This is a genomic window from Metabacillus mangrovi, assembly GCF_009711125.1.
GTDB classification, from domain to species: domain Bacteria; phylum Bacillota; class Bacilli; order Bacillales; family Bacillaceae; genus Metabacillus_B; species Metabacillus_B mangrovi.
In genome coordinates this window covers 89642-115216 of sequence record NZ_WMIB01000001.1, presented here as the reverse complement: position 1 = coordinate 115216, position 25575 = coordinate 89642, and the positions used below count along the sequence as shown (strand labels likewise).

The 25575-nt window shown below is 44.9% G+C and carries 29 protein-coding genes; 20 read left to right on the top strand and 9 right to left on the bottom strand.

The features are described 5' to 3' along the window. Positions 1 to 8 precede the first annotated feature (8 nt). From GKZ89_RS00610 to GKZ89_RS00550, 13 genes are all read left to right on the top strand, one after another. Positions 9 to 1304 carry an arsenic transporter gene (locus GKZ89_RS00610; protein WP_155110448.1) on the top strand — a complete coding sequence of 432 codons (1296 nt, stop codon included), beginning with the start codon at positions 9 to 11 and terminating at the stop codon, positions 1302 to 1304. A gap of 30 nt (positions 1305 to 1334) precedes the next feature. Further along, positions 1335 to 1754 (top strand): arsenate reductase (thioredoxin), encoded by a 420-nt coding sequence (gene arsC, locus GKZ89_RS00605; RefSeq protein WP_155110447.1) that lies wholly within the window; start codon positions 1335 to 1337, stop codon positions 1752 to 1754. 79 nt (positions 1755 to 1833) lie between these two features. Continuing rightward, positions 1834 to 2196 (top strand): arsenite efflux transporter metallochaperone ArsD, encoded by a 363-nt coding sequence (gene arsD, locus GKZ89_RS00600; protein ID WP_155110446.1) that lies wholly within the window; start codon positions 1834 to 1836, stop codon positions 2194 to 2196. Positions 2197 to 2213: 17 nt separating this feature from the next. After that, positions 2214 to 3989 carry an arsenical pump-driving ATPase gene (arsA, locus tag GKZ89_RS00595; protein ID WP_162356314.1) on the top strand — a complete coding sequence of 592 codons (1776 nt, stop codon included), beginning with the start codon at positions 2214 to 2216 and terminating at the stop codon, positions 3987 to 3989. 18 nt (positions 3990 to 4007) lie between these two features. After that, on the top strand, positions 4008 to 4961 hold the full coding sequence (trxB, locus tag GKZ89_RS00590; protein WP_155110445.1) for a thioredoxin-disulfide reductase: 954 nt from the start codon (positions 4008 to 4010) through the stop codon (positions 4959 to 4961). A 13-nt stretch (positions 4962 to 4974) separates the two neighbouring features. Next, on the top strand, positions 4975 to 5394 hold the full coding sequence (locus GKZ89_RS00585) for a protein-tyrosine phosphatase family protein (RefSeq protein ID WP_155110444.1): 420 nt from the start codon (positions 4975 to 4977) through the stop codon (positions 5392 to 5394). 17 nt (positions 5395 to 5411) lie between these two features. Next, positions 5412 to 5684, top strand: coding sequence for an iron-sulfur cluster biosynthesis family protein (locus tag GKZ89_RS00580; protein WP_155110443.1), 273 nt, complete (start codon positions 5412 to 5414; stop codon positions 5682 to 5684). Positions 5685 to 5710: 26 nt separating this feature from the next. Further along, entirely contained in the window at positions 5711 to 5956 is a 246-nt protein-coding gene (locus GKZ89_RS00575; protein WP_155110442.1) for a helix-turn-helix domain-containing protein, read from the top strand. 80 nt (positions 5957 to 6036) lie between these two features. Then, positions 6037 to 6699, top strand: coding sequence for a TetR/AcrR family transcriptional regulator (locus GKZ89_RS00570; RefSeq protein ID WP_194201616.1), 663 nt, complete (start codon positions 6037 to 6039; stop codon positions 6697 to 6699). Positions 6700 to 6703: 4 nt separating this feature from the next. After that, positions 6704 to 7594, top strand: a complete 891-nt coding sequence (locus GKZ89_RS00565; protein WP_155110441.1) for an ABC transporter ATP-binding protein — start codon at positions 6704 to 6706, stop codon at positions 7592 to 7594. Beyond that, the gene (locus tag GKZ89_RS00560) at positions 7591 to 9192 is read left to right on the top strand and encodes an ABC transporter permease (protein WP_155110440.1); all 1602 of its coding nucleotides are present in this window, start codon (positions 7591 to 7593) and stop codon (positions 9190 to 9192) included. The genes GKZ89_RS00565 and GKZ89_RS00560 overlap by 4 nt, the downstream gene beginning before the upstream one ends. A 77-nt stretch (positions 9193 to 9269) precedes the next feature. Then, positions 9270 to 9890, top strand: coding sequence for a class I SAM-dependent methyltransferase (locus GKZ89_RS00555; RefSeq protein WP_155110439.1), 621 nt, complete (start codon positions 9270 to 9272; stop codon positions 9888 to 9890). A gap of 76 nt (positions 9891 to 9966) precedes the next feature. Next, complete coding sequence (locus GKZ89_RS00550; RefSeq protein WP_155110438.1) at positions 9967 to 10872, top strand: cation diffusion facilitator family transporter; 906 nt, start codon at positions 9967 to 9969, stop codon at positions 10870 to 10872. A gap of 33 nt (positions 10873 to 10905) precedes the next feature. Here the strand turns inward: GKZ89_RS00550 and GKZ89_RS00545 are convergent, their stop codons facing one another. Continuing rightward, the gene (locus tag GKZ89_RS00545) at positions 10906 to 11226 is read right to left on the bottom strand and encodes an ArsR/SmtB family transcription factor (RefSeq protein ID WP_155110437.1); all 321 of its coding nucleotides are present in this window, start codon (positions 11224 to 11226) and stop codon (positions 10906 to 10908) included. Between the two features lie 108 nt (positions 11227 to 11334). Beyond that, positions 11335 to 12204 (bottom strand): alpha/beta fold hydrolase, encoded by an 870-nt coding sequence (locus GKZ89_RS00540; RefSeq protein ID WP_155110436.1) that lies wholly within the window; start codon positions 12202 to 12204, stop codon positions 11335 to 11337. Positions 12205 to 12369: 165 nt separating this feature from the next. On the opposite strand from GKZ89_RS00540, the gene GKZ89_RS00535 reads away from it, so the two are divergent. The 6 genes from GKZ89_RS00535 (at position 12370) to GKZ89_RS00510 (ending at position 17225) form a co-directional block, all read left to right on the top strand. Next, positions 12370 to 12945, top strand: a complete 576-nt coding sequence (locus GKZ89_RS00535; RefSeq protein ID WP_155110435.1) for a CGNR zinc finger domain-containing protein — start codon at positions 12370 to 12372, stop codon at positions 12943 to 12945. A 281-nt stretch (positions 12946 to 13226) separates the two neighbouring features. Then, positions 13227 to 13556, top strand: coding sequence for a PadR family transcriptional regulator (locus tag GKZ89_RS00530; protein WP_155110434.1), 330 nt, complete (start codon positions 13227 to 13229; stop codon positions 13554 to 13556). A gap of 12 nt (positions 13557 to 13568) precedes the next feature. Further along, a complete protein-coding gene (locus GKZ89_RS00525) occupies positions 13569 to 14435 on the top strand; it encodes a pentapeptide repeat-containing protein (protein WP_155110433.1) in 867 nt (288 codons plus the stop codon). 110 nt (positions 14436 to 14545) lie between these two features. Beyond that, positions 14546 to 14896, top strand: a complete 351-nt coding sequence (locus tag GKZ89_RS00520; RefSeq protein ID WP_155110432.1) for a DUF2200 domain-containing protein — start codon at positions 14546 to 14548, stop codon at positions 14894 to 14896. A 215-nt stretch (positions 14897 to 15111) separates the two neighbouring features. Then, complete coding sequence (locus tag GKZ89_RS00515; protein ID WP_241680090.1) at positions 15112 to 15951, top strand: LAGLIDADG family homing endonuclease; 840 nt, start codon at positions 15112 to 15114, stop codon at positions 15949 to 15951. Between the two features lie 815 nt (positions 15952 to 16766). After that, the gene (locus GKZ89_RS00510) at positions 16767 to 17225 is read left to right on the top strand and encodes a stress protein (RefSeq protein ID WP_155110431.1); all 459 of its coding nucleotides are present in this window, start codon (positions 16767 to 16769) and stop codon (positions 17223 to 17225) included. A 79-nt stretch (positions 17226 to 17304) separates the two neighbouring features. Here GKZ89_RS00510 and GKZ89_RS00505 read toward each other — a convergent pair whose 3' ends face one another. The 5 genes from GKZ89_RS00505 to GKZ89_RS00485 all read right to left on the bottom strand — a co-directional run bounded on the left by GKZ89_RS00505 (position 17305) and on the right by GKZ89_RS00485 (position 22016). After that, positions 17305 to 18237 (bottom strand): GNAT family N-acetyltransferase, encoded by a 933-nt coding sequence (locus tag GKZ89_RS00505; RefSeq protein WP_155110430.1) that lies wholly within the window; start codon positions 18235 to 18237, stop codon positions 17305 to 17307. Between the two features lie 39 nt (positions 18238 to 18276). Then, entirely contained in the window at positions 18277 to 18924 is a 648-nt protein-coding gene (locus GKZ89_RS00500; RefSeq protein WP_155111057.1) for an HAD family hydrolase, read from the bottom strand. A 144-nt stretch (positions 18925 to 19068) separates the two neighbouring features. Continuing rightward, positions 19069 to 19863 (bottom strand): ABC transporter permease, encoded by a 795-nt coding sequence (locus GKZ89_RS00495; protein ID WP_155110429.1) that lies wholly within the window; start codon positions 19861 to 19863, stop codon positions 19069 to 19071. Next, positions 19856 to 20485: an ABC transporter ATP-binding protein gene (locus tag GKZ89_RS00490; RefSeq protein ID WP_155110428.1), complete on the bottom strand. Its 630-nt coding sequence runs from the start codon at positions 20483 to 20485 to the stop codon at positions 19856 to 19858. Before GKZ89_RS00490 ends, GKZ89_RS00495 begins: the two co-directional genes overlap by 8 nt. 112 nt (positions 20486 to 20597) lie before the next feature. After that, a complete protein-coding gene (locus GKZ89_RS00485; protein ID WP_155110427.1) occupies positions 20598 to 22016 on the bottom strand; it encodes an alanine/glycine:cation symporter family protein in 1419 nt (472 codons plus the stop codon). Between the two features lie 150 nt (positions 22017 to 22166). Between GKZ89_RS00485 and GKZ89_RS00480 the strand changes: the two genes are divergently transcribed. Then, positions 22167 to 22472 carry a hypothetical protein gene (locus GKZ89_RS00480; RefSeq protein WP_155110426.1) on the top strand — a complete coding sequence of 102 codons (306 nt, stop codon included), beginning with the start codon at positions 22167 to 22169 and terminating at the stop codon, positions 22470 to 22472. Positions 22473 to 22640: 168 nt separating this feature from the next. Here GKZ89_RS00480 and GKZ89_RS00475 read toward each other — a convergent pair whose 3' ends face one another. Together GKZ89_RS00475 and parC are read right to left on the bottom strand one after the other, a co-directional pair. After that, positions 22641 to 23012: a DUF1499 domain-containing protein gene (locus GKZ89_RS00475; RefSeq protein ID WP_162356312.1), complete on the bottom strand. Its 372-nt coding sequence runs from the start codon at positions 23010 to 23012 to the stop codon at positions 22641 to 22643. Positions 23013 to 23139: 127 nt separating this feature from the next. Further along, the gene (gene parC, locus GKZ89_RS00470) at positions 23140 to 25572 is read right to left on the bottom strand and encodes a DNA topoisomerase IV subunit A (protein ID WP_155110424.1); all 2433 of its coding nucleotides are present in this window, start codon (positions 25570 to 25572) and stop codon (positions 23140 to 23142) included. Between the last annotated feature and the right edge of the window lie 3 nt (positions 25573 to 25575).

Sequence of the window (25575 nt, the reverse complement as noted above, 5' to 3'; positions counted from 1 at the left end):
GGACCATTTTGACATCAGTGATTTTAGCCTCCCTGATTTTCCTTCTGACGCTCATCCTCGTGATCTGGCAGCCAAGGAATTTGTCCATCGGCTGGTCCGCGTGCGGGGGTGCGGTACTCGCACTGATTGCAGGAGTTGTCGATTTTCAGGACGTATGGGATGTAACGGGCATCGTTTGGAATGCCACATTAACTTTTATCGCGGTAATTATTATTTCGTTAATTTTAGACGAGATCGGCTTTTTTGAATGGTCTGCCCTTCATATGGCCAGAGCTGCCAAAGGCAGCGGCGTAAGAATGTTTGTTTATGTAAGCATACTAGGAGCTGTGGTTGCTGCTTTTTTTGCAAATGACGGTGCCGCCCTTATTTTAACACCCATCGTTCTTGCGATGGTCCGTAACTTGAATTTCGAAGAAAAGCTTGTTTTCCCCTTTATCATGGCAAGCGGATTTATAGCAGATACCACATCGCTCCCGCTCGTTGTCAGTAACTTAGTCAATATCGTTTCAGCTGACTACTTCGATATTGGGTTTGCTGAATATGCAAGCCGTATGATTGTGCCAAACTTTTTCGCTCTTGCCGCAAGTATTTTGGTCTTGTACCTTTACTTCCGGAAAAGCATTCCGAAAACATATGATGCTGCAAGCTTGAAACAGCCGGAAGAAGCCATCCGGGACAAAAAGATGTTCAAACTTTCCTGGATTGTTCTCGGTGTCCTGCTGGCCGGTTATTTCATTAGCGAAATAATCGGGGTTCCAGTGTCCATTATTGCCGGGATTATTGCCATCTTCTTTTTGATTATGGCAAGGAGAAGTCCTGCAGTCCCGACAGCTAAAGTACTTAAAGGCGCACCATGGGCCATTGTCTTTTTCTCCATTGGAATGTACGTGGTGGTGTATGGACTGCGCAATGCCGGACTGACGAGCGTTCTTGCTGATGTCATCCAGGCGGTGGCCGATCAGGGCCTGCTCTCTGCGACAATCGGAATGGGATTTATTGCAGCCATTCTCTCGTCCGTTATGAATAATATGCCGACTGTAATGATTGACGCACTCGCGATTGCCGAGACTGATACATCAGGCATCGTGAGGGAAGCACTGATTTATGCGAATGTCATCGGTTCCGACTTAGGACCAAAGATTACACCTATCGGTTCTCTTGCGACACTTCTTTGGCTTCATGTTCTTTCACTGAAGGGAGTCAAAATTTCATGGGGGACTTATTTTAAAACAGGAATTATCCTGACCGTTCCAACACTTTTTATCACACTAATCGGCCTGTATCTATGGCTGCTGGTTTTCTAATTCCAATCCACATAAAAGGAGACGTACAATATGACGAAAAAAACACTTTACTTTCTATGCACAGGGAACTCTTGCCGCAGCCAGATGGCAGAAGCATGGGGGAAGAAATATCTAGGTGACGAGTGGAATGTCCTAAGTGCAGGAATTGAAGCTCATGGACTGAACCCCAATGCTGTAAAAGCCATGAATGAAGTCGGAATTGATATTACTGATCAAACATCAGACATCATCGACAGCGAAATTTTAAACAATGCGGACTTTGTTGTCACTCTTTGCGGAGATGCCGCGGATAAATGCCCGATGACGCCTCCTCACGTTCGCCGCGAGCACTGGGGCTTTGACGACCCTGCGAAGGCAACGGGAACAGATGAAGAAAAATGGTCTGTATTCCAGCGTGTACGTGATGAGATCGGAGAAAGAATCAAACGCTTTGCAGAAACAGGGAAGTAAACGAATAGCCGGGAATCCTCTTCCGGCTTTTCTCATACCTGTAATATAAGCAATTACTTATATGGAGGAGACGGTAAAGATGAATTCCATCCAGCTATATGATCCGGCGATGTGCTGTCCTACGGGAGTATGCGGACCCAGTACAGACCCAGAGCTGACGCGGGTCGCTTCTGCAGTTTACAAACTGGAAAACAAGGGCTGTTTAATTAAACGGTTCAATCTCGCCAATGAACCAGGGGCTTTTACAGAGCAGCCTAAGGTATTAGCTTTACTTGAAGAGAAAGGCCCTGATATTCTTCCTGTCACCTTATTAAACGGGGAAATATACAAAACCCAGACTTATCCTTCCAATCAGGAGTTTGCAGAAATCTTTGGGTTCGATGAAAGAGAGTTCGTGCTTCAAAAGCCGAAAATCACACTGGATCTTCACACAGAAAATTAACAGAGGAGGGGAATGCGGTGACTGAGTTTTATCGTCCAGCTCATCTTCCACATGTTCCGTATTTATTTTTCACTGGCAAAGGAGGAGTCGGCAAGACTTCTGCAGCAAGTGCCACAGCCGTAAACTTGGCAGATCAGGGTAAAAAGGTGCTGATTGTCAGCACCGACCCCGCTTCCAACCTGCAGGATGTATTCGAAACAGCCTTAACGAACAAACCCGCTCAAGTTCAGGGCGTGCCGAATCTATTCGCTTTGAATCTTGATCCGGAAACGGCAGCAGCTGCCTACCGGGAGAAGGTTGTAGGACCTTACCGCGGAAAGCTTCCTCAAACCGTGATCACCCAGATGGAAGAACAGCTGTCCGGTGCCTGCACGACAGAAATAGCTGCGTTCGACGAGTTTACAAACCTGCTGATCAATAAAGAAATTTCTGATGAATACGATCATGTCTTATTTGATACAGCACCGACAGGCCATACTCTCAGACTTCTGCAGCTCCCCTCTGCATGGGGCGGGTTTATTAGCGAGAGTTCACATGGGGCCTCCTGTTTGGGTCCATTATCTGGACTGGAGCACAAAAAGACTTCTTACTCCCAGGCGGTTCAAGCATTATCTGCCAATGAAAAAACGACCTTAATCCTCGTTGCAAGGCCTGATATTGCTTCTTTGCATGAAGCCGGCCGCGCCTCCGCCGAGTTAAAGGAAATCGGAATACAAAATCAGCTGCTGCTCATTAACGGTGTGCTTCAATCCAAAATGAGTGATGATGAAGTATCGAGCACCTTTTATGACCGTCAGAGAAAAGCTTTGGAGAATATCCCTTCTTCATTAAAACAGATGGTTCAGTACCAGCTTCCATTTGTTCCTTACTCGTTAACAGGCATTCAAAAATTGCGGAATCTCTTTTTACCTGAGGCAAATTATACCGAAGATGCCAGTCAAACCGAAGAACCATTATTTGAGATGCAGAAACTGGCTGAGATGGTAGAAGAATTTTCTGTTCAAAATAAACGGGTCATTTTTACGATGGGAAAAGGCGGGGTCGGAAAAACATCCGTAGCATCAGCGATCGCATTGGGTCTTGCTGAAAAAGGACACAGTGTACACCTGACAACAACAGATCCTGCAGCAAATCTAAAGGAGATGGTCAGCCATTCCCAGGGAAAAGCTAACTTAACGATCAGCCAGATCCATCCTGAAACAGAGGTAGAGAAATACAAGCAGGAAATGATTAAGAAAAGCGGAAAAGAGCTGGATGCAGAAAGCCTCGCCTATCTGAAAGAGGATTTAAATTCTCCCTGCACAGAAGAAATTGCTGTTTTCAGAGCCTTTGCGGATGTCGTGGAACAGTCTGAACGCGATATTGTCATTATTGACACTGCTCCTACCGGGCATACACTTCTGCTTCTGGATGCTGCGGAATCCTATCACAAGGAGATGGCCAGAGCTGCAGGAGAAGTTCCGGCAAGCGTGAAAAAGCTGCTTCCTAGACTCAGGAACCCTGAGGAAACAGCGGTTGTGATTGTCACACTCCCAGAAGCGACGCCTGTACTTGAAGCGAATCGATTACAATCTGACCTTAAAAGGGCAGAGATCACCCCAAAATGGTGGGTGATCAATCAAAGTTTACTGGCAGCTGAAACAAACGATCCTATTTTGAAAAGTAAAGCATACTCAGAGAAACCTTGGATTGCGATCGTTCAATCTGAATTAGCGCAAAACTCGGTGGTCATACCATGGTTGAAAGAAGCAGCAACGGGATTTTCCGGGCTGTTACAACAAGATCCTGTTTAAGCTGAAGGGGGAATTGCATTGAATCGAGTCGTGATTCTTGGTACAGGGCCTGCTGGTTTGACCGCAGCCATCTATCTGGCAAGAGCAAATATGAAACCGTTAGTGATCGAAGGAGATCAGCCGGGAGGCCAGCTGACTCTGACAACAGAAGTAGAAAACTTCCCGGGATTTATAGATGGAATTACCGGCCCCGTCCTCATGGATTCAATGAGAAAACAGGCTGAAAGGTTTGGTGCTGAATTTAAAAGAGGATGGGTCACTTCTGTTGACTTAAATGAACGTCCTTTTAAACTCCAAGTGAACGGCATGGGGGAAGTTACAGCAGAATCACTGATTCTATCTACCGGTGCATCTGCCAAGCTGCTTAAAATCCCGGGAGAGAAAGAAAACATCGGATCAGGGGTAAGCACTTGTGCAACTTGTGATGGATTTTTCTACCGGGGGAAGAAAGTCGTGATTGTTGGCGGAGGAGATTCTGCAATGGAAGAAGCGAGTTTCCTTACCAAATTTGCATCTGAGGTTGTGGTAGTCCATCGCAGGAAGGAACTTAGGGCTTCTAAAATTATGCAGGACCGTGCGAAGCAGAATCCTAATATCACATGGAGCCTGGATACCACTCCTGTCGAAGTGATGAGTGAAGCCGGGAAGGTCTCTGCTATAAGAGTGATCGATAACGCCACAGGTGAAGAAAAGCAGATTGCGACGGATGGTATTTTTGTAGCGATTGGCCACAACCCGAATACCGCATTTCTTGAGAATCAGATTAAAACAGATGAAGCTGGTTATATCGAAGTCGTGCCCGGAACAACAAAAACCAGTATAGCGGGAGTTTTCGCCTGCGGAGATGTACAGGATAAACACTACCGCCAGGCAATTACAGCTGCAGGGTCAGGATGTATGGCAGCATTAGATACAGAACGGTTTCTGGAAGGGAAAGCGGTCCATGACTGGAGCGAATCCCTATCTGAATAAGGAGGAATTTAAAATGGAGAAATCTTATCAGCAGTTAGTGAAAAACCGCATCTTTATAGGTGGTGCAGATGATATCAATGAGTTGCTGAACAATGAAAAAATTGATGTGATCTATGATTTAAGAGCAGAAGCTGATTCCGGCCAGCACGTTAAACAGCGAGTTCATCTGCCGATTGTAGATGATTCAGAGAAGCAGGATGACTCTGTTAAACGAGCGTTAGATGAAGTTGAAAAAGCTTATAACGAAAACAAAAACATTTACTTTCATTGTTCCGGAGGGAAGAACCGGACAGGTACGGTTGCAATCGGGACACTGATCAATCTTGGCCTTGCTGATATAGTAGATGAGGCTGAGAGAAAAGCCAAATCCATCCGCCCTGCAATTCAGGTAAAGCCAGAAATGAAAGATACGTTAAACCGTCTATATAAATAGCAGAAGGAGGCCTATCCATGGAAATCACAAATGACGCAAAAGAAAAACTGATGTCAGCGATGCAGGAACACAAAGCGAGCTGTGTGAGGCTCTATTTAATGGGACAGGGGTGCTGCGGTCCGCAAATTGGTCTTGGACTTGATGAACCCGGGGAAGAAGACACCGTTCAGGAAATTAACGGAATACAGGTAGCCATCGACCAGCTCGCCGTGTCAGCTGCAGAAAATGTGACTCTGGATTTTCAGAACGATGGCTTTATGCTTAAAGGACTTCCTGAGAACAACTGCTAAATACAATTTGATGAGGAGGAAGTAAGATGATTACAGCACCTTGCAGCAATTATGGAGCTTTTATTAAAGAGGGCAGAATAAATAAAGGGTGGACGGAAGAGCAGTTTGCAGAACGATTGATGACCACCAGAAGTTATATCGGCAAAATTGAACGGGGAGAAGTACATCCCTCCGAAACACTCATACTTAGGATTTCCAAGGAACTGAATATCTCACACCAGGAACTGCAGCTGGCTATATGGTGTGATCCGCCTCATTCAGTATGCTCTTAACGACTTTAAACACCCTTTTTGATAGGGTGTTTTTTTAATTATAGTAATTGACCAATTTGGTCAATTGAGATATTCTAATCATGACCACAGTGGTCAAATCTAATATTAAAGGAGCAAGGCTTATCAATTCTCAATTTTTTAATCTGAATGCAGAAAAGCAAGAGCGGATCATAAACGGAGCGATGAAGGAATTTGTTCTGAGGGGGTTTGAAAAGGCATCCACAAACGAAATTGTAAAAGAAGCACAAATTTCTAAGGGTTCCTTGTTCCACTACTTTAATAACAAAAAAGATTTGTATTTATTTCTAATTGAAGATGCCAAAAAAGCGGCAGATATGGTTCTGGGAAAAATAAATATGGATGAGAGGGACATTTTTAAAAGGCTTAGCGGAACAGGGCTGGTTAAACTAGACATTCAGAAAAGGTATCCTTTGCTGTTTGACTTTCTGCGGTCTGTTGCAGTAGAAGATTCTAAAGAAGTAAAAGTGGATACACAGCAGATTCTCGGCAGTATCCTGCAGGAGGGATTTTCAAAAATCTATGAAAACATTGATTGGTCCAAATTTAAGGAGGGCACGGATCCGGAAAAGGCGCTTCACATTCTAAACTGGACAATGACAGGGTTTGCTGAAATGCAGATGAGCAAAGCAGGAGCTCTCGACCGGGATGGAGCTGTGATTTTAAAAGAATGGGAGAGCTATTCGGAGCTTTTAAAACAGGCTTTTTACAAGGAAGGAGAATGAGAGGATGAGTGTGCTTCAGGTTACAGAGCTATCCAAAAAATTCGGCAGCTTTCCTGCATTGAACGGAGTTAACCTTGAAATGAAGGAAGGGGAAATTCTGGGTTTCATCGGACCGAACGGTGCAGGGAAGTCCACCGCGATCCGGATTCTGCTTGGTATTTTAAAGCCAACAGGCGGGGAGGCGAGAATTTTCGGCATGGATGTCTGGAGTGATGCCGTCAGCATCCATAAACGGACCGCTTACGTTCCGGGAGATGTAAATTTGTGGCCAAACTTAACGGGCGGGGAAGTTATCGACTTATTTTTAAAGCTGAATGGCCGGTCAGACCGATCGAGAAGAGATGCCTTCATCAAACGATTTGATCTGGACCCCTCCAAAAAATGCAGAACGTATTCAAAGGGGAACAGGCAGAAAGTTGCTTTAATTGCCGCTTTCGCAATGGACGCGGACCTGTTTATTCTCGATGAACCGACCTCAGGCCTTGATCCTCTCATGGAACAGGTTTTCCAGGAGTGTGTGCTGGATGCAAAGCGGCAGGGGAAGAGTGTCCTTCTGTCGAGCCATATTTTATCCGAGGTTGAAAAGCTGTGTGACCGTGTCAGCATTATCCGCCAGGGTCAGGTGATCGAGACCGGCTCACTGTTAGAGCTCCGGCATTTGACGAGAACACAGATGTCCGTGACGACAAAGGTGCCGGTCACCGGTCTGCAGGAGATGGCAGGAATTCACAATGTAGAAGAAGACGGAAATCATACCCTTTTCCAAATCGACAGTGAGCGAATGGATGAGGTGATCAGACATATCAGTCCGTTTGGGGTCATCAAACTGGAAAGCGCACCTCCGACGCTGGAGGATTTGTTCATGCGCCATTATGAAGGCGGCGGCCGACCATGACAACGAATTTATTTGCTAAAACTTTTTTTCTTGCCGCCTTCATTTTCCGGCTTGACTGGCTGCGCATAATCATATGGCTGATCAGCCTCGGCTTTTTTACGATCGCTGTTCCGCTTGCTTTTGATGGCTTATATGCTACTCAGCACGAAAGGGATGCGATGGCGCTGACCATGGCCAATCCTGCCATGACCGCCATGATCGGTCCGGCCGACTTGAGCCGCTATACTCTTGGTGTGATGACCTCACATCAAATGCTGCTGATGACAGCTGTCGTCACCGGGATCATGAGTATCCTGCTTGTCTCGCGCCATACAAGAGCAGATGAAGAAGAGGGCCGCCTGGAAATGGTCCGTTCACTGGCGGCCGGCCGCTTGGCTTATTTACAGGCTTCTTTTATTGTCATGCTCACGGTGTGCATATTATTGGCGCTCGGAACCGGAACGGGACTTTATGCTCTCGGGCTGCAAAGCATGGATTTGGAAGGTTCTATGCTTTACGGAGCGGCCCTTGGTGCAACCGGTTTGTTTTTTACAGGAGTCGCGGCAGTTTTTGCCCAGCTTTCAGACAGCTCCAGAGGAACCGTCGGCTTATCGGTCGCTTTTTTGCTGTCCGCTTACCTTATTCGTGCCCTCACAGATGTGAGCAATGAGGATCTTTCCTGGATTTCTCCGCTCTCATGGGTCACGAAGGCTGAAGTATACGATTCCAACAGGTGGCTCCCGGTGCTTTTGCTCGCTGCGGCTGCTTTGCTTCTTTATGCGGCGGCTATTTGGCTGAATGCAATCCGCGATTTAGGCAGAGGGTTGCTGCCTTCAAGGGCCGGTAAAACGCATGCTTCCCGTTTTCTGAAGAGCCCGGCCGGTCTGATCTTCAGACTGCAGCGGACAGGCATGCTGTCTTGGGTAGCGGGGATGTTCGTGCTCGGTGCCTCCTATGGATCGGTTCTCGGAGATCTTGAAACCTTTTTATCTGACAATGAGATGATGCAGCAGTTGTTTCAGCCTGAAGAAGGAATGACGGTTATTGAGCAGTTTATTCCTTTGCTGCTGATCGTTATTTCGTTAATTGCTGTTATTCCTTCCATTCTATCCATCTTGAAGCTTCGATCAGAAGAGAAAAAAGACCGGCTTGTACACCTATTGGGCAGAGCGGTTTCACGGAATGAACTTCTGGCAGGCTATTTTACGGCAGCTGTTTTCACCGGCTTTCTGATGATCACCCTCGGAGCCTTGGGCCTGTGGTCAGCCGGGACGGCAGCGGCAGAAGGCGGAATTTCCTTTCAGATGATACTTGGAGCTGCATGGGCTTACTTTCCCGCTATGCTCGTTATGGTCAGTATCGCTGCAGCTCTTATCGGTTTTATTCCTAAATGGGCAGGAGCGATCTGGTTTTATGTAGTGTATTCCTTTATCACCCTTTATTTTGGAGAGCTGTTTCAGTTTCCGGAGTGGGCGGGCAAGCTGTCTCCGTTCGGCTATGTCCCGCATATTCCGGTGGACGAATTTACAGCGATGCCCCTTATTCTTCTGAGTGCTGCCGCCCTCCTGATGACATCGGCCGGTTTTACAGGCTTTAGTAAAAGGGATATTGAGAATTAAAGGGAAGGCTTATCAATTCCTTATTGTACAAATTCCTGCTGCATCCTTTAAGGAGCAGCTGTAAGGGAGCTGATCGAATGAAGGCAGGGAAAAATGGCAAACTCATTCAAAAATACAATAAACAGGCGGAAAAATATGACCGGATCAGAGAAAAGCAGTTTCAGAAAGAATGGAGAGAAAATTTGCTGAATGGAGCCCAGGGAGAGGTTTTGGAAATTGCCGTTGGAGCGGGAGGGAACTTTCCGTATTATAAGCGAGGCGCCATAAGCAGCATTACGGCTGTGGATTTTAGTCCGGCGATGCTCGAAAAGGCAAGAGAGGCAGCAGGATTGTACAGCCTGCCCGTAAATCTTATCGAAACAGACATCTATGATGCCTCATTTAAAGAGAATTCGTTCGACACCATTGTTTCCACCCTGTCTCTCTGCGGCTATCCCGATCCATTAAGGGTACTTAAACAGCTGCAGCACTGGTGCAGACCGGATGGGTCTATCCTTTTACTGGAGCACGGAATCAGCAGGAACGCCATGATCTCTTTCATCCAAAAAGCGGTTAACCCGCTTGCCTGTAAAGCGGCGGGATGCTTCCAGGACCGGGACATCATGGAGATTTTATCCCGGTCACCGCTGGAAGTGATCCAGGCAGAGCATCACTGGAAGGGAATCTTTCATTTAATTTGGGCAAGACCCGGAAAATAAAAGAAACTTGAAAGGTGTGGCTTTATAACTCATAATATATGAATATATACTCATATATGAAAAGAGGTCGTTTTTTATGGGTCATGCACACGGGCATTCTCACCATGGTCATTCCCATGCATCAGCAAATAAAAAAGCGCTGAAGCTGTCTTTTTTCCTGATCGCCTCCTTTATGGTTGTTGAAATCATCGGGGGGATCATGACGAACAGTCTTGCCCTGTTGTCTGATGCAGGACATATGCTGAGCGACGCTGCAGCACTGGGATTGAGCTTCTTTGCGCTGAAGTTTGGAGAAAAAGGCGCTTCAGCTTCTAAGACATATGGTTATAAGCGTTTTGAAATACTTGCTGCCTTTATCAACGGCCTTACCTTGCTGCTTATCTCCCTCTATATTTTCTGGGAGGCCTATCAGCGGATTCTAGAGCCGCCTTCTGTGATCAGTACCGGGATGCTTGCTGTATCAATCATTGGACTTGTCGTAAACCTTGCCGCGGCTTATATCCTGATGAGAGGGGATAAGGACGGGAACTTGAATGTGCGCAGTGCGTTCCTTCATGTAATTGGAGATTTGCTCGGCTCTGTCGGGGCGATCACAGCCGCTCTGCTCATTCTGTTTTTCGGCTGGAATCTGGCGGATCCGATTGCAAGCGTCCTTGTCGCCTTATTAATTTTGATAAGCGGATGGAGGGTGACAAAGGAATCGTTTCATATTCTGATGGAGGGTGTGCCTCCAAACATAGATGTCGAAAAGGTGAAAGAGACGCTGCTCGGAATGGAAGAAGTGAAAGGTGTTCATGATCTGCATATCTGGTCGATCACCTCTGATTTTCCGGCGCTCAGCTGCCATCTGGAGGTAGAAACGATTGAGGATTACCCGCAGCTGCTGGAAAGAGCCAAAAAGCTGCTTCATGAATCATTCGAGCTTCACCATGTAACGATCCAGATCGATTCGGCAGGCGGAAATTGTTCTTCCTGTAATTAAAAAAGACCTGATGCTTTGTGCATCAGGTCTTTTTTACATGTGTCTCGCATGGTCGATCGTCTGCTTCAGCATATCAATGACGTGTTCATCATCATGGGAATAGTAAAGTGACGTTCCTTCTCTCCTGAATTTCACAAGCCGGATATTTTTCAAAAACCGGAGCTGATGGGATACAGTCGTCTGCAAAAGCGACAGCTTTTCGGCGATCTCGTTCACGGAATGCTCTCCTTCGAAAAGAAGATTAAGAATTCTGAGCCGGGTCGGGTCCGACAGGGCTTTGAATGTCTGGGAAACGATAAAGAGGGTTTCTTCATCCAAGATGTTTTCTGGATTTGCATTTTGTTCTTCTTTCATCTTTGGGTCTCCTTACATAACCTATCTATTTTTATTATAAGGAAGACCGTGTTCTTCCACAATGAAACACATAAGGAAAGGTATGATAAAAAGCCACTTCTGCAGGAATCAGGCTTCGCTTTGCAGACGGTCTTGCAGGAACTGTTTAATTAAATAAGCGCTTATTTTTAAATCTTCTTCCAGTGGAAAATGGCCTGTATTCAATAAATGCACGTCGCAGTCATCAAGATCCCTCTGAAATGCCAGAGCACCTTCAGGTCCGAAAAACATGTCATTTTTGCCCCATATAACGAGTGTAGGCGGCTGGTAGGTCCTAAAGAATTTCTGCCAGTTCGGATACTGCTTAACGTTGTTTCTATAGTCATATTGTAAAGCAAGCTGTATCTCGTCATTTCCGGGGCGATTCAAAACAAACTGATCCATATTCCAAGCATCAGGACTAATATGCTCAGGGTTACGGGTACCATTCATATATTGATGCTTCGTAAATTCGGCTGATAAAAGGAATCGAATGTTATCCTTATTTTCCTTATTAGGATTATTCCAGTATGTGCGTACGGGGTCCCAGGCTGCCATTAAACCTTCCTCATAGGCATTTCCGTTTTGGGTTACAATGGCTTGAATACGTTCAGGGTGTTCGTGCGCCAGCCTGAACCCTACTGGAGCACCATAATCATGTACGTAAATACTAAATTTCTCTATGTTTAATTGGTCAACGAACTCATTAATGAGAAGGGCAAAGTTATGAAATGTGTATTCGAACTCATTCATTTCCGGCTGGCCGCTGTTCCCAAACCCTGGATAATCGGGTGCCACAACATGAAATTCCTCCATTAATTCCGGTATTAAGTTTCGATACATATGCGAAGAGGAGGGAAAACCATGAAGCAGCAGAATTGTTGGATTTTCCTTTTGACCTGCTTCTCGATAGAAAAGATCTACGCCCTGAATCCTGATCGTTTTGTGAGTAACTGTCATATTACCACCTCATCCATTTTATTTTGCACTTCTAAAAGGGTTAATGAAATTCAAATCTATATAACCGTTAAAACTATTTTTAGAAGTTACAATTTACGTTACATCACTTTTTATAACTTGTCAAATTATTTTTAGTGGTTATAATTGTAGTGAGGTGATTACATTTTGGATAAATCAATATTTACATTAGGCGGGTCTTCTTGGGTAAACCTTGTTAATACCATTTACGTCTCGAATAAACAAGAGATAGACATATTAGCTAATGCATCAAGCGCGCTTCAATGGCTGAAGGGAAACAATCTATTGCGGAAATCTGATGCAGAAGCTCTGGAAAAAAAAGAGATACTGGAATCTTTACTTGTTGAGCTTCACACAATCCGTACTCTTTGTAAGACGATATTGGCAGAGATCGAACAAAGAGGAGAGCTTTCGCTTAATACGGCCAATACAATTAAAATAGCTGTTGAAAACCTGCAAGTCAGCCCGACCATCAGTGAAAATTTGAAGATGACATTTGAAGGGGAAACGGTTGAAGATCACGTGTTGTACAGCATTTTGGATTCTTTATTGGATACTCTTGAAAATATTCCTCTCGAGCGTATTCGGAAGTGTAATCATGAAGAATGCAAACTCTATTTTGTTGATACATCTAAAGGAGGAAAGAGACGCTGGTGCAGCATGGAGCTGTGCGGAAACCGAAAAAAAGCAGCTGAGTTTTATTCGAAGAAAAAGAAAAAATAATTCTAATTACGCGTTATGAATATGACCCGAAGCTGCTGGTCAATAAAAGAGTTCACAGGATTTACCCCCTTACATCACATCCGTCTAAATAAAAGGCATCTATCATGCACCTGCGTACGTAAACCGGCTCCAGCTGTGATCTGCGCATTATAGGAACATGAAGGATGTCTTTTTTCGTTTGTCCATGAATAAAAAGAACTTCCTCAGCAAAGTAATATCATAAATAAATTACTTTGACACTCATAGTAATGTGGCATATACTGCAAATAAGAGGTGATGGAATGAGCGCTAACAAAATCACATCCGATTTGCTCCGCGGACATACGGATACGATGATTCTGAGGCTGCTTGCCGAAACAGACCGGTACGGCTATGAGATCGTGAAGCTGATTGCCGAACGGTCAGGAGGCCAGTACGAGCTAAAGGAGGCTACGATGTACTCAAGCGTCCGCAGGCTCGAGGCGGACGGAGACATCGAGTGGTACTGGGGCAATGAATCACAGGGCGGACGGAGAAAATATTTCAGGATTACCGATAAGGGAAGAGCTGCTTATGAGCGCAACAAAAGCAACTGGGAGTATGCGAAGCGGGTGCTTGAAGACTTATTATAGGGAGGACTACTGATGAACGAAAAACTGAACCATTATCTGAACGGCGTTTTTGCACCATATGACGGCGTAAAAAGTGTGGATGAGCTGAAAGAAGATCTGCTTTCTGATCTTCAGGAACGGTTCCGCGACTTGAAAGCGGAGGGAAAGGATGATGAAACCGCATTCGGGATGACGATTGACAGCATTGGAGACATTGAAGAGACGGTCATGGAGGTAGCCAATCTTACCCGGTCGCTTGAGCGTCAGGTGCTGACAAATTTCAGCGGAAGCAATCTTGTGAAAAGTGACTTTGCCGGGGTGAAGGCTCATAAAGGCCAGTTTAATGGCAGTGCACTTCACGGCTCCGACTTTTCCGGTGCTGATCTGACCGGCAGTTCGTTCAATGGGAGCGATGTAAGGGAAGCGAACTTTGACAGAGCAAACCTGACAGACTGCAGTTTCAAGAGCCTTGACCTTTCCAATGCAAGCTTTAATCAAACCATCCTGGTTCGTACGAATTTCAGCGCATCAGGGCTGGATGGCGCCAAATTTAACAGCGTGAACATGACGGACGTCACATTGACCAAGACCGATCTTCGTAAAGCGGTATTTGAAAACTGTTATTTTAACGGAGTGGACTTCAAATATTCCGATTTAAGCGGGATGTCCTTTGACGGACAGACCTTTATGGGAGTCAAGTTTGATAAAACAGCACTAAAGAGCGCTTCCTTTAAAAACGCTTCCTTTAAGAATACGTCCTTCATTTCCGGTTTCACCCTGACCAAAAAGTTTTACCGCGATATTAAAACGGTACGCTTTGACGGAGCGGTGATGGATAAACTGACGTACGCGGCTTTAAAGGGATTGGATGCCGATCTGTCGAAGGTTACAGTCAGATAAAGCAGGAAAATGGATAAATGCCATACAAGTCTGCGAGCTGCATGAATCTAATAAATAGCTGACTGGCTATTTCAAAACGGTTGGAGAATGAACGAAAGTGAGGGTATCTTATGACGAAACATAGAATATTTACTACAAGCTTTGCAAGCGTCTATCCGCATTATGTCGCAAAGGCAGAGAGAAAAGACCGTACAAAAGAAGAAGTAGATGAAATCATCTGCTGGCTGACAGGATACAGCGAAGAGGAGCTTCAAATGGTCCTCGATAATAAGATTGATTTTGAAACATTCTTTTCGGAAGCTCCTCAAATGAATCCGTCACGGGCACTGATCAAAGGCGTGATTTGCGGTGTCCGTGTAGAAAACATTGAAGAACCAACGATGCGTGAAATTCGCTACCTGGATAAGCTGATCGATGAATTAGCAAGGGGAAAAGCGATGGAAAAGATCTTGAGAAAGTAATCTGCAGACCCTATACAAAGGGCGGAGCAGATAGGATGTATGATGGATGATATACCTTAAACAAACGCCCGGCCGGCAGAAGGAATTGCAGGCAAGGCGTTTTTATTTATGTCGTTTTTTTAGAATGAACCGATAGCAAAATGCTATTTTTTGACCTATAGAACAAATGTTCGTATAATGAAAATGGAATGTTTATACTAATAGGAGGGATGGATATGGAGAGCGGGAAAAAGAAGGGAAAATTAAGAAAGAGGACAATGGAGATTGAGGAGATGATCAGGCTTTACAGAGAAGGTACGGGGACGAGAGAAATAGCAGAAGCAGAAAACGTATCACCAAATTATGTAAGGCTCGTTTTTAAAGATCATAATGTTCAATTGAGACCTTTCGGACATTCCCACAGAAAATACAGGCTGAACGAACATTATTTCAAAACGTGGTCAAACAACATGGCATACATACTCGGATTTTTCTATGCAGATGGCTTTGTTGCCAGCAAGCAGCAAACCGTAAGCTTTGCTCAGAAAGATCCCATGATCCTCGAACAAATCAGAGAGGAGATGCAGTCAGAAGCCATCCTGTGCCAGAATAAAAAGACCGGAGTGTATATTCTTAATTTGAACAGTAAAATTATGAGGGAAGATTTGATTAATTTATTTGGGGTTTCTTCTAAAAAGTCAGTTGATGCTGTATTTCCTACTATACCTGAGGAATATTTACATCATTTTATCCGAGGTTATTTTGATGGTGATGGAAATATTAATTACAGAGGATATTTCATTAATTTTGTAGGCGGGTCGTTTGATTTCATGAGCATGCTCAAAATAACGCTTGAAAAACAAGGATTTGAACCCGTATTCAAAACCTACAACAACCATTACCGGGTATATGTCAGCGGCAGAAAAACGATAAAACAGTTTGCTGACTGGATTTATTCAGACAAGGGAATTTATTTAGAAAGAAAGTTTGAGACTTTCCAGCAAGAAAAGCTGCCGATCGAGCAGTTACAGAATAAACGGAAGAATTCCAAGATAAATGAAGGCCATGATTTATAGTAGGGGAAAGTTGCCAGAGTAACTATGCTCTGGCTTTCTTACTTTTTTCAAGTAGACATAATGTAAATTCTAATCAGTTGCAGAATCAAACTGAATCTTGTCTCAAAACCTAAGTATACTTAAGATAATGAGACAAAAAGAAATTTTTTTCTGATTCCTGCCTTTATTCATATCGTTTATTTGCTGCATCGCTGCAGACTTTCGTATCTTGGTCTTCTTCAATACATAAACCAATCAGCAATCAATACGAACGATTGTGACTTAAGTTTTCTTATGAAAGTTTACTTTACAGCAACTCAAGTATGTTCACTGGCAGCTTTATTTCCGCTGCAGCCTCATTCCCGCTAATCACACTGTACAAATCTGGAAGAGAATCATTTTTCATTCAAAGCTTCTTTCCAGCCTTAAAATCCTTTAATATGCACCCGCTCCCCTTACACGTTCTTTACAGCGCTGTTTTAGATGCAATCACCCCTGTAACCAATGTACTGTTTTAACAAAAAGTGAATCATTCCTTCTTATGATAAATGCTGGAAAACGCCATTTAATGGGATTATTATTCAAAAGTGATCGATTTAAAAATAATTTGACCTACGGACAGTCTGCCTTCCAACCTCCCATTACGCCTTTACGTATCTGTAATATAAGGGATCATTAGATGATCTAAACAACGGATAGCTTTGTATATTAGTGAACTTTGACCCAGTTAATTCTCTTCAAAATAATATTAAATTATACTACTATTTTCTAATTTTGTTTTTTTTAGGATCATCAGGGTAAAAGTTCTCCGTAACTCAAAATAAGGAGGAGATCTTATGAAGAAAAAACAAGCTGCTGTTTCGTCTGCTTTGGGATTAGCGATGCTGGTGACGCCATTAGCTCTTCCTGCATCTGAAGAATCAACTGCTTCTGCAAAGGCGGCCGGAGCGGCTGCAGAGATTCCGGTTGATCCTGTAGCCATTGGAGAAGCGATTGCTGACGCAGTAAAAACAGCGGACAACCGCAGCGGATTTGTTAAAGGCGCGATGGAGAACGCATTTTATGCAGCGGGTCAGCAGCACAATGTGATGGTGATGAACTTAAGCCAAGGATATGATGAACAATTAAACGGCGTTAAATTCTTTGAAACGGTGGAATATGACGGTGTGACGTTCGGAGTCTGGGTATTTGAAGATGGAAAATTCACGAATGAAGGCGATGGCGGGTATATTAACTGGTCGTTTAGAGGATGGTTTGAACGGAATGATAGGACTGTCGAGTTTTCCAGACCGTAACAAGCGAACTTACTGAATAATAGAGAAAAAAGCGTTGACTGCCAATCGTCTTCGCTTTTTCTTTTTATATCCTGTACGTTTAATGATCTCTTTTTTTCTGGTAAGCATCATACACTTCAAGAAGTTTTTCCACGGATATCCCGTCAATTGTCATGCCTTCTATTTCACTTTTCGTAATTTGAGCATTTTTCAAGCTGCAGCCGCTGATTTTTGTTCCTTCAAGATCGCATCTTTCGAACGTAACCGGATGATTCCTTTCCCCCAGAGTCGAATCCATTACCTTTATCCCTTCTAATGTTACATGTCTGAGCTTGCTGTTAGAAAGGTTTAAATCAGCGAAAAGACTGTCCCGGAAATTGATATTTTGAAACTTTGAGCCGCTGAGATTACAGTTGCTGAATTGGGCCTCCTGCAGTGTGCTATTGCTGACAGAGCTTTTTGCCAGGTTAACCTGATAAAACCCGCTTCCCTCCATGCTGCGTTGATCGTAAAGGCTGGCAGAAGGTTCTTCAATATCGCCATTAAAATGAAAAGTGCGGGAGGGTTCTTCCATTCTCTTGCTATAGCAAATTTCATCTTCTGATCTGAACACTTCCCGGTACCCCAATTTTTCATAAAAATGATGGTTGGGCACCTGCCTCACCGATGTTTCAAGATCCCATGTGAGAACGGAAGAATACTCTATTTCAGCCAGTTCCATAGCACGCGTACCTATTTTCATTCCCTGATAAAGAGGATCTACAAATATCCGGTCAATCCTGCCAAATTGAGAGCCGGTCACCGTCATAATCAGACCACCCGCTAGTTCACCATGATTCATGATTTTGTAGCACTGCAGTTCCTCGATGCTGTACTTCATCATCTCCACAGAATCGTACCCCGGCGGCTGAATGTTATAATCTGCTGTTTCTTTGTTTTCAAGCCACCTTCTTGCCTCTTCATCAAACGTCCTCTTCATGATGGCAGTCAGTTGAACTGCATCTGCCATAACGGCTTTTTGTATCGTAATCATCTTACTATCCTCTATACATTCTCGAGTATGGTGCTGCAATTAGAGATCAAGAAGCTGATCTAACGAGCTGATTTCTGCAAACGGTATGATATCTGATGGGGCCTTTCTATTTAGTGGATTGTACCAGACGCCCATCATGCACGCATTTTGGCAGCCTTCTATATCCCAGTGCAGGTTATCCCCTATAAACAGTGTATCTTCCGGCTGGACATTCAGCTTGTATAAGGCTAATTCAAAGATACGGCTGTCAGGCTTGCTGAGTCCCGCTTCTTCTGAAATGAGGATTGTTTCAAAATATGGATTCAGCCGGGTATTCTTCAACTTCGCCCTCTGCCTGACTGAAGAACCATTCGTAATAATCCCCGTTTTTATCCCCTTTCTCCTTATTGCTTCTACAACCTGAATGACCTCTGGATCCTCTTCGAAGCAAAGCGGAAAATTCACATTCCAAAACTCCAGGATCTGCCCGCCCTGCAATCTGTATGCAGGCGGGTATTTGTGAAAAAACGATTCAAACATCTGTGTTTTATCATTCGTGCCATAATCTTTTTGATCATTCTCCTTAAATGCTTGCAGCATCTCGGCATTCACTGGAACATCTTCATAGCATGTCTCTATAACCTTGCAGAACATACGCTCTACTGCCCGATCCCGGTCCACCAGTGTGTCATCCAGATCGAAAAGCATGGCTTTATAAGAAGTCAAAATGCCTCATCCTTTTCCTTGAACAATTACCATATTTTCCTTCTGTTTTTATAGTAAGTGAAAAAGCCTCCTGCTGCAATCAAAAAAACCATGCAGAGCTTTATTCTGCACGGTTCTTTGAGAAATTTACTCTTCTCCTCTATATACGAGCTGGGACCGTTTGTTAAAAAACAGCTTTGTCCCGAGCTGGATGAAGAGGATGACGCATAGAGCGGTGCTTCCTGTAATACTGAGGAGCACGACAATCTGATATTCAATGGCTACAAGCGGGCTTGCACCTGCCAGGATCTGACCTGTCATCATGCCCGGAAGAAAGACGATCCCCATTCCGAGCATATTATTAAGAGTCGGCAGGATCGCTGAATCAAAAGCAGAGTTGACGATGGAGCGCGAGGCCTCCTCCGGCTTAGCTCCAAGCATAAGCGCACCTTCTACATACTGCTTTTGCTTCCTCATGCCCTCCACCATGTTTTTGACTCCAAGCGTTATACCGGTCATGGAGTTTCCAATGATCATCCCGGCGATTGGAATAAAATAGCGCGGTTCATACCATGGTTCGAAGTGAACGACGACAAAATTGAAATAGATAAGACTGGCTAAAGACCCCGAGAGCATCGAGACAGCGATCGCGGTTTTCATTTTTTTTGACAGATAATCCTCCACTTGCCTGAAGATGTTCAGGATGGCAAAGGTCTCCATGACCAATACAATAAGAATGGATATAAACGGATTAGGGCGTTCAAATATGTACGTTAAGATGTAGCCGACTAGAATCAGCTGGATCGTCATCCGGCTCGTGGCGATAATGATCTTCCATTCCCTGCGAATGCCTCTTCTTTTGACGATAACCAGCAGCAGGATGATAAACCCGTATGCAGCCAACAGTCTCCATAAGTCAATATTAATCATGTTATCATTCATGGGCGTGATCCTTTGCCAGTTTATGAAGAGTAATCACCTGGTCGCTGTATTTTTCCGCGATTTCATTAGAATGGGTAACCATGATGACCGTTTTCCCTTTTACCTTCTCCAAAAATCTGCGTACAATCTCTTCTTCTGTTCCCTCATCCAGAGCGGAAGTTGGCTCATCCAGCAGATAACAATCCGGGTCCATGATATAAACCCTTGCAAGAGCAAGCCGCTGCTTTTCACCTCCGGATAAATCCTCGGCATCATCATCAAGGTCTTTATCCAGCTTTATAAAAGACAGCGCTTCAGTCAGCATCTGATCATCCACTGGAGGCTTTTCAGAAAACTTCCGGCCGATCAGCAAATTGTCCCTCACCGATCCTTCGAATATGACCGGCTGCTGAGCGAGCATGACAGCCTCTCTCCGGTGCTGAATGAAATTTAGCTCTGACAGCTCTTTCCCCTTATACGTTATACTCCCTTTATCAGGAGACAGCAGTCCGTTCAGCATTTTCAGCAAAGTAGACTTTCCTGCCCCGCTTTCCCCGATCAGACTCGTCACTTTACCTTCTTCAAATTCCATCTCTTTTATATAAAGGATTTCTTTATAGGAGAGGGTTTTTATCACAAACATCCAAGGCCCTTCTTTCTGAAACACTTTCTGCTTATTCTAAAGCATTTTTCCACTTTAAAGCTACTGCTAAACAAAAAAGAGCGCTGTTTCACATGAACAGCACTCCTTTCGCTTATTTCTCTTTCAGCCTGTTCTCGTTCCAGGCCTCAATATTTTTCAATCCCGGTACTGATTTCTCAGTGAACACAGGATCGATGCCTTCTCTTCGCTGCTTCATGTAATGATTCAAGACCTTTACTGCAATTCCTGCCAGAAGAGTGATGGCAATCAGGTTGACAATCGCCATGGTCCCCATGAATACGTCTGCGAGATCCCAGACGAGCTGGAATCCTGACACGGAACCGAATATGACCATTCCGAGTACAGCAATCCTGTAGACAAGCAGCAGGTTTTTACTCTTGTTCATAAATTCGATGTTCGTTTCACCGTAATAATAGTTTCCGATAATAGAGCTGTATGCGAACAGAAAGATGCTGACGGCAATAAAGATTTGAGCCCAGCCCCCAATATGGTGGCTGAGTGCAGCCTGGGTAAGCTGAATGCCTTTCAGTTCTGCGTTCGGTGTTAAATCATATAGCAAAATCATGAATGCTGTAGCGCTGCAGACCATGATCGTATCGAAGAATACTCCAAGCGACTGAATAAAACCTTGCTTAGCCGGATGCGATACGTGAGCTGTAGCAGCTGCATTCGGCGCACTCCCCATTCCGGCTTCATTGGAGAACAGTCCTCTTTTCACACCGTTCAGGAGTGCTGCTCCGACAGCTCCCCCTGCAGCAGACTGCAATCCAAATGCAGAGGCGAAAATTTCACCAATCACGGCAGGAACCTGATTGATGTTCACAATGACAACGAACAAAGCGACCAGGATATACAATCCGGCCATAACCGGAACAATCAGCTGAGTTGCTGCCACAATTCTTTTTAACCCGCCAAAGATGATAAAAGCGGTAATGATGACTAAAATGGCAGCGATTATATTCTTGTTCACATCAAAAGCGGATTCAAACGCCAATGCAATCGTATTCGCCTGTACCGCATTGAAAATCAGCCCAAAACATAAAGTGATCAAGATCGCGAACAAGATGCCCATCCAGCGCTGGCCCAGGGCCCGCTCCATGTAATAAGCAGGACCGCCGCGGTACTGATCTCCGTCTTTTACTTTGTATACCTGTGCAAGTGTACTTTCCACAAATGCAGTTGCCATTCCAATCAGGGCGATCAGCCACATCCAGAACACGGCACCCGGTCCTCCAAGCGCAATCGCGATCGCGACTCCAGCAATATTACCGGTACCTACACGCGATGCGGCACTGATGAAGAACGCCTGCAGAGAGGAAACCCCTTTTCCGCCCTCTCCCTGTACCATGTTCTTATCGCCGAGGAGGCGGATCATTTCACCAAAATGGCGAAATTGAACAAATTTAGTGCGGATCGTGAAAAAGATTCCAAGTCCGACCAGCAGATAGATAAGCAATTTGCTCCAAAGCAAATCAAGATACCCGTAAAACAGACCATTTATAAAGTCCATAAAAATCCTCCAAATCGATTAGTTGAGTATGTAAGGAAAGCTAACATCAAGTTTTTATTATACTGAAATTTTGTTATTTGTATAGTCCTTTTTTCTTTTCGAATACCTTGTATCATGCTAAAATACGATTTACAGGAGGTGATGAAGACCTTGAATCGGATTTTGGCTGTCATGCTTTTTTTCATCCTGACTGGTTATCTGGCAGGTCAGCATCACCAGGTCAAGCTCGTGGAAGAGCCTTCCGTTCACGTGAAAGAGCAAGAGCACAGCAAGTATGAACCTCTCTTCCCGGCGGATTCCGGTCCTGATATCAGTGCAGCTTCGCTTCAGCAGATGGCGTGGACTGCCCTGCTGATCTTGTCAGCAGTAAAAAAAGTTAAAATAAAAAGGTTTTTGTTCCCGGTCTTTTATCAATCTGATTATTTTTCGGGCATCCGGCGCAGATCCACAGCATAGGCAAAATCCATGCAAAGGAGGCGACCCGGATGTTCTGGCTTAAAGCAATCATGATCTCAGGCTTCTCTCTAACAGCCGCTACACTGCTGTTCTATCAGGGAAATGAAATCATTCACGCATTTATGAACTACTTTTCTGAAAAATAAACAAGCAGGGAAAGCGGCTCCGTTAACGGGCCGCTTTTTCTTTTTCCTGAAATGCCTTCAAAACGTGCTTGGCCCTTTTTTTATTAACTCCAAAATCGTACTTTCCCATTCTTGAAGAAGACTTTATATGTACTTTTTTGTTTTCTGCATCGAACCATATTTCCACATCATCTTTAAATTTCAAAAAGGCCGTTTTGCAGATGCATCGGATATAAGCAGGATCCTTTTCTTCAATTTCCGTTCCGTTTAAATCGAGGAGTACAGATTCCATCAGCTGAACAGCTGTTTTTTCATCGCTATGATACGGAATTGGTTCTACATACTGAGATGGCTCGCTGTTAAAACTGGACACACAATTTTTTTTATTCCTTTCACACGCATGAATCCGGTTCATAGACATCCTCCTTTCCTTTCATTTCTCCTGCTATTCCCTTAAGCCGGAAGGCGGAAACCGCTATCAGGAAGATTCTGCTGTTTAGTGCAAAACAAAAACCCGCCTGTCAGCGGGTTTTTCGTCTAGCTCAGTCTGTTGACCAGCCGTTTGTCCATATATCTGTAACAGTGCCTGCCTCGTGCTCATCTACTGCAAAGGATCCATTGCTGTAGCGGTCATTGTTCCGGTAAGAACTGGACCGGATGGATTCGATGTTTCCTTTGGAGGTCTTCAGGTAGATCTGTATGTCCTTGTCAGTCAGTATAGCCCCTGTCAGGCGGTGCGGATTTTTCTTCAGCTCCCGGAGCATGACGAGTCCCCGTTTTGCTCTTGCAGAATGCTCGAATTCTGCGGTCAGATCCATTCTCTTTACAGCTCCGCGCTGCGTAACAATGATTACCGACGGGCTCGTGTTTTTAGCGAAGGTTTTCCCGGCTATCACGTAATCGTCCGGTTTCAGGCTGATCCCCTTCACACCCGCTGCACGGGCCCCTACAAGGCTGACTTCTTCCTCTCCGAACCAGAGTCCGTATCCAAAATGCGTGGCAAGGAAAAGATCGGTCTTCCCGTCTGTCAGATGAAGATCGATCACTTCATCGTTTTCTTTTAAGTTCAAGGCGACAAGCGGTTTTGAGTACCTCTGGGCTTTATAAGAGAGGAGCTCTGTCTTCTTCACCATTCCATTTTTCGTGATGAACAGCAAATACTGGTGTTCAGAGAACTCTTTAACAGGAATCGCTTTAAGGATGGACTCATCCTTATCGACCTGGACGATATTCGCGATGTGCTGGCCGAGGTCCTTCCAGCGGATGTCAGGCAGTGTGTGCACTGGGCAATACAGATAACTGCCTTTGTTCGTAAACAGCAGGAGTACGTCTTTTGTGTTCATCTCCTGCTGGCAGATGAGCCTGTCGCTCTCTTTCATGCCGAATTCCTGCCCGCTCGATGCAGAAAAAGATCGCTGGCTCGTGCGTTTGATATACCCATCCTTCGTAACAGTCACAATCACGTCTTCGGAGGCAACCATCACTTCGAGGTTGATCTTAATCTCTTCAATCTCCGCTTCGATGACTGACCGGCGCGGGTCCTGATAGGTTTTCTTCAATTTCTTCAGATCGGTCTTGATCACGTTAAACAGCACGTTTTCATCATTTAAGATCGCTTCAAGTTCGGCGATCTTCCGGTCGAGCTCCTCCGCTTCGCTTCTGAGGGCCGTGATGTCTGTATTTGTAAGGCGGTACAGCTGAAGGGTTACGATCGCTTCAGCCTGAGGCTCTGTAAAGCCGAATGAGGAAATCAGGTTTTCTTTCGCGTTCCGCTTGTCAGTGGAAGCACGGATGACCGATATGACTTCGTCCAGGATGGAGAGCGCCTTGATCAGGCCTTCTACTATATGCTGGCGCTCTTTCGCTTTTCTGAGCTCATAGACCGAGCGGTTGGTGATCACCTCGCGCTGGTGGCTGATGTATGCGTCTAAAATGGAAGTCAGCGTCATCAGCACTGGCCTGCGTCCTGCGATGGCTACCATATTAAAGTTATACGGAATCTGAAGATCGCTGTTTTTGTACAGATAGTTCAAAACTCCGTTTGCGTTTGCATCTTTTTTTAGTTCGATCACAATACGGAGCCCGGTCCGGTCTGTTTCATCGCGGATTTCGGAGATCCCTTCCACCTTGCGTTCGATGCGGAATTCATCCATTTTCTTAACGAGGTTGGCCTTATTGACCTCAAAAGGAATTTCAGTGATAACGATCTGCTGACGTCCGCCTTTGAGCGTTTCAACCGCCGCTTTACTGCGGATGATGATTTTCCCTTTACCTGTTTCATAAGCCTTTTTAATTCCTTCAATGCCCTGAATGATTCCGCCGGTAGGGAAATCTGGTCCCTTGATGACCTCCATCAATTCATCTACTGAGCATTCAGGCTGGTTGATCCGTTTAATCACCGCATCGATGACTTCCCCGAGATGATGTGGGGGAATCTCTGTTGCATACCCCGCCGAAATTCCGGTAGAGCCATTCACAAGCAGATTCGGATACTTTGCAGGAAGGACGACCGGCTCAGCGCTTGTGTCATCAAAGTTCGGGATAAATTCGACTGTTTCTTTATCGATATCCCTTAACAGTTCGGAAGCGATGCTTGAAAGCCTTGCTTCCGTATAACGCATGGCTGCGGGCGGATCCCCGTCCACGCTCCCGTTGTTGCCGTGCATTTCCACAAGCAGGTTCCGGACCTTCCAGTCCTGGCTCATCCGGACCATCGCTTCATACACAGAAGAGTCCCCATGCGGGTGATAGTTCCCGATTACGTTTCCGACCGTTTTCGCTGATTTGCGGAAGCCTTTGTCCTGTGTATTGCCTTCTGCGTACATGGCATATAGGATTCTGCGCTGTACAGGCTTCAGGCCGTCCCTCGCATCCGGCAGGGCACGGTCCTGAATGATGTATTTGCTGTAGCGGCCGAACCGGTCGCCTAATACTTCTTCTAATGGAAGATCGTGAAATTTTTCAGTTAATGCCATAGA

Bases quoted from the DNA above. Each gene is read 5' to 3' on its own strand.
- arsC (WP_155110447.1), top strand. From the start codon at position 1,335: ATGACGAAAAAAACACTTTACTTTCTATGCACAGGGAACTCTTGCCGC.
- arsD (WP_155110446.1), top strand. From the start codon at position 1,834: ATGAATTCCATCCAGCTATATGATCCGGCGATGTGCTGTCCTACGGGA.
- GKZ89_RS00585 (WP_155110444.1), top strand. From the start codon at position 4,975: ATGGAGAAATCTTATCAGCAGTTAGTGAAAAACCGCATCTTTATAGGT.
- GKZ89_RS00580 (WP_155110443.1), top strand. From the start codon at position 5,412: ATGGAAATCACAAATGACGCAAAAGAAAAACTGATGTCAGCGATGCAG.
- GKZ89_RS00575 (WP_155110442.1), top strand. From the start codon at position 5,711: ATGATTACAGCACCTTGCAGCAATTATGGAGCTTTTATTAAAGAGGGC.
- GKZ89_RS00570 (WP_194201616.1), top strand. From the start codon at position 6,037: ATGACCACAGTGGTCAAATCTAATATTAAAGGAGCAAGGCTTATCAAT.
- GKZ89_RS00565 (WP_155110441.1), top strand. From the start codon at position 6,704: ATGAGTGTGCTTCAGGTTACAGAGCTATCCAAAAAATTCGGCAGCTTT.
- GKZ89_RS00560 (WP_155110440.1), top strand. From the start codon at position 7,591: ATGACAACGAATTTATTTGCTAAAACTTTTTTTCTTGCCGCCTTCATT.
- GKZ89_RS00555 (WP_155110439.1), top strand. From the start codon at position 9,270: ATGAAGGCAGGGAAAAATGGCAAACTCATTCAAAAATACAATAAACAG.
- GKZ89_RS00550 (WP_155110438.1), top strand. From the start codon at position 9,967: ATGGGTCATGCACACGGGCATTCTCACCATGGTCATTCCCATGCATCA.
- GKZ89_RS00545 (WP_155110437.1), bottom strand. From the start codon at position 11,226: ATGAAAGAAGAACAAAATGCAAATCCAGAAAACATCTTGGATGAAGAA.
- GKZ89_RS00540 (WP_155110436.1), bottom strand. From the start codon at position 12,204: ATGACAGTTACTCACAAAACGATCAGGATTCAGGGCGTAGATCTTTTC.
- GKZ89_RS00530 (WP_155110434.1), top strand. From the start codon at position 13,227: ATGAGCGCTAACAAAATCACATCCGATTTGCTCCGCGGACATACGGAT.
- GKZ89_RS00525 (WP_155110433.1), top strand. From the start codon at position 13,569: ATGAACGAAAAACTGAACCATTATCTGAACGGCGTTTTTGCACCATAT.
- GKZ89_RS00520 (WP_155110432.1), top strand. From the start codon at position 14,546: ATGACGAAACATAGAATATTTACTACAAGCTTTGCAAGCGTCTATCCG.
- GKZ89_RS00515 (WP_241680090.1), top strand. From the start codon at position 15,112: ATGGAGAGCGGGAAAAAGAAGGGAAAATTAAGAAAGAGGACAATGGAG.
- GKZ89_RS00510 (WP_155110431.1), top strand. From the start codon at position 16,767: ATGAAGAAAAAACAAGCTGCTGTTTCGTCTGCTTTGGGATTAGCGATG.
- GKZ89_RS00505 (WP_155110430.1), bottom strand. From the start codon at position 18,237: ATGATTACGATACAAAAAGCCGTTATGGCAGATGCAGTTCAACTGACT.
- GKZ89_RS00500 (WP_155111057.1), bottom strand. From the start codon at position 18,924: ATGCTTTTCGATCTGGATGACACACTGGTGGACCGGGATCGGGCAGTA.
- GKZ89_RS00495 (WP_155110429.1), bottom strand. From the start codon at position 19,863: ATGAATGATAACATGATTAATATTGACTTATGGAGACTGTTGGCTGCA.
- GKZ89_RS00490 (WP_155110428.1), bottom strand. From the start codon at position 20,485: ATGTTTGTGATAAAAACCCTCTCCTATAAAGAAATCCTTTATATAAAA.
- GKZ89_RS00485 (WP_155110427.1), bottom strand. From the start codon at position 22,016: ATGGACTTTATAAATGGTCTGTTTTACGGGTATCTTGATTTGCTTTGG.
- GKZ89_RS00475 (WP_162356312.1), bottom strand. From the start codon at position 23,012: ATGAACCGGATTCATGCGTGTGAAAGGAATAAAAAAAATTGTGTGTCC.
- parC (WP_155110424.1), bottom strand. From the start codon at position 25,572: ATGGCATTAACTGAAAAATTTCACGATCTTCCATTAGAAGAAGTATTA.